Genomic DNA, 407 nt, shown 5'->3' with positions numbered 1-407 from the left:
CGGTTCACTGGATTGTAGGTTGCGATTTGAGGTAATAGGAAAGCATAGATTCGTACCCCTTTCGTCTTAGGCGTGACAAGGTGATAGTCGTGATCAGAATCGGGCTTTATTCACTACTTGTTTATTTTTCAGCGGTGTTCATGAATGCATAGCATTTGGGCGACTGCCCATCCCCCTTTTCGGGTTCCTCCACGCAGCCTGGCCCCTCGCTAAAAATGTCCAAAGGGACATTTTCTTCACGCTCGGTCCTACGCATAGGCGTGGTCTTGATCCACTCCCAATCGGATCAGGTTTTTGCGTTTCCGCTCAGGTCCCGCCCGCTACTACCGGCCCGAAGCTCCCGCTTCGTCCTCAATCATGCCAGATACAGTATCTAAGTCGGTTTCTCAGCCACTCGTCGAGTGATT

The 407-nt window shown here is 51.1% G+C and carries 1 protein-coding gene; it reads right to left on the bottom strand.

Annotated features, from left to right (window positions below; translation table 11 throughout):
- Nucleotides 1–121: 121 nt before the first annotated feature.
- Entirely contained in the window at nucleotides 122–256 is a 135-nt protein-coding gene (locus IAQ59_RS22575) for a hypothetical protein (RefSeq protein WP_280868377.1), read from the bottom strand.
- Nucleotides 257–407 lie beyond the last annotated feature (151 nt).

It is taken from the genome of Lunatimonas salinarum, from assembly GCF_017811155.1.
Taxonomy (GTDB): Bacteria; Bacteroidota; Bacteroidia; order Cytophagales; family Cyclobacteriaceae; genus Lunatimonas; species Lunatimonas salinarum.
The sequence above is the reverse complement of the archived record's forward strand: the minus strand, read 5'-3'. Positions and strand labels throughout refer to the sequence as shown.